The sequence below is a fragment of the Mesorhizobium sp. M7D.F.Ca.US.004.03.1.1 genome (genome assembly GCF_003998635.1).
Taxonomy (GTDB): domain Bacteria; phylum Pseudomonadota; class Alphaproteobacteria; order Rhizobiales; family Rhizobiaceae; genus Mesorhizobium; species Mesorhizobium loti.
Genome location: NZ_RZQG01001067.1, coordinates 1 through 1865 on the forward strand (window position 1 = coordinate 1; position 1865 = coordinate 1865).

Consider the following 1865-nt stretch of genomic DNA (forward strand, 5'->3'; position numbering starts at 1 on the left):
GCGCAACGGGCGCATCGAGGCGATCGGCCGTTTCGAGGAACTCGCGGCGCGCTACCCAAACGTCGACGTGGTCGGCGGAGCCGGCGACCTCGTTATCCCTGGGCTCGTCAACAGCCATCATCACATCGGGCTGACCCCTGTTCAACTGGGCAGCCCGGATCTTCCACTTGAACTGTGGCTGACCCATCAGATCCGGCACAAGGTCGTCCCCCCTTATCTCGACACGCTTTATTCTGCCTTCGAGCTGATCGCGTCGGGCGTCACCGCCGTCCAGCATCTTGGCGGCATGAAGCCGGCACCGGTGACGGATTGGCCGAGCAACGGCTCAGCTATCGTCAACGCCTATCTAGATATTGGCATGCGCGTAAGTTTCGCCTTCTGCAACCGCGACCAGCATCGGCTGGTTTATGGCCCCGATGATGATTTTGTCGCCAGCCTTCCGGACGGTCTGCGAGAACGCGCCAGCGCGTTCCTGACACGCTCGCATTTCGAACTCGAGGATTACGAGACACTCTATCTAAGGCCGATGCTTGAGACCTACGGCAAGCATCCGCTTGTGCGCATCTGGCTGGCGCCGATCAACCTTGAGCGGGCAAGTGACAGGTTGCTTACGTTGACGCGCGACTGGGCTGAAAGGCATGGCATCGGCATTCACCTGCATCTTTCCGAAACTCCGTATCAAAAGGAATTCTCGCAGAGACGGTTCGGCAAGTCTTCGCTGGCGCATCTGGAGGATATTGGCATTCTTGGCCCTCATTTGACGGTAGGTCACGGAACCTGGATCTGCGAAAGTGATCTCGATATCGTTGCAAGGCATGGTGTTTGCGTCTGCCACAACGCAAGTTCCAACCTCAGGCTGCGCAGCGGTATCGCACCGGTCCTGGAATTTCTAAAGCGCGGTATTCCGGTTGCCATGGGGATCGACGAGGCGGGTCTCAATGACGACCGCGATATGCTTCAGGAGATGCGCCTGATCAAGCATATCCATGCCAAGCCGGGACTTTACGAAAAGACAGTCACTCCCGCAGAGATATTCAAAATGGCCACCGAACATGGCGCCCGAGCCACCGGCTTTGGCGACGTGATTGGGACCATCGAAGTTGGCAAGCGCGCCGATCTGGTTGTGCTCGACTATGCCAGGATTACTGAACCCTACTTCGAACCGGGGCGGGCGCCGGTCGATGCGCTTGTCTACCGTGCGAAGGCGGAACACGTGAAGCTGACCATGATCGACGGCAACGTCGTCTATCGCGATGGCAAGTTTGCATTTGTCGACCGTGCGGAGACATTCGCCAAGATCAAAGCTGACTTGGAGCGGCCTCGCACGGAGACCGAAGAGCTGCGGGCATCTTTCTCGAACGACATATTCCCGCATGTGAAGGATTTCTACCTGGATTGGACATTGCCGGAGGCTAATCCCTGGTATGTCCTCAACGGCCGGTAGAGGCATCGACTATGACGATGACAGTACGCCAGGACCACGCCTCCTCCATTCCTTCATCAGATGCCAATGAACCACGTCGGTTGCTGACTCTGCGGGTCTTCTCCATCACCTACGAAGCGGATGGCATCTATTCATTCGATCTGCGCGATCCCTTTGGCGGTACGCTCCCGCCGTTTACAGCAGGTGCGCATATCGATGTGGTGTTGCCGAACGGAATCCAGCGCAGCTATTCGCTGACCAATTCACAAGACGAGCGGCGTCGTTACGCGATCGGAGTTGCTCGCGATGCCAACAGCCGCGGCGGCTCTGCCTTCATGTGCGAAACACTGCGCGTCGGTCAGCTGATTCAGGTCGCAAAGCCGAGCAATACGTTCGCTCTCTTTGAACAAGCGCCTTTCTCGGTTCTCATTGCCGGTGGCAT

At 57.6% G+C, this 1865-nt stretch carries 2 protein-coding genes; both read left to right on the plus strand.

All coding sequences use genetic code 11. The features are described 5' to 3' along the window. Nucleotides 1–67: 67 nt before the first annotated feature. Nucleotides 68–1444 carry an amidohydrolase family protein gene (locus tag EN935_RS33910; RefSeq protein WP_164771602.1) on the plus strand — a complete coding sequence of 459 codons (1377 nt, stop codon included), beginning with the start codon at nucleotides 68–70 and terminating at the stop codon, nucleotides 1442–1444. A gap of 11 nt (nucleotides 1445–1455) precedes the next feature. Further along, a partial coding sequence (locus EN935_RS33915; protein WP_206534637.1) for a ferredoxin reductase occupies nucleotides 1456–1865 on the plus strand: 410 nt, incomplete at its 3' end.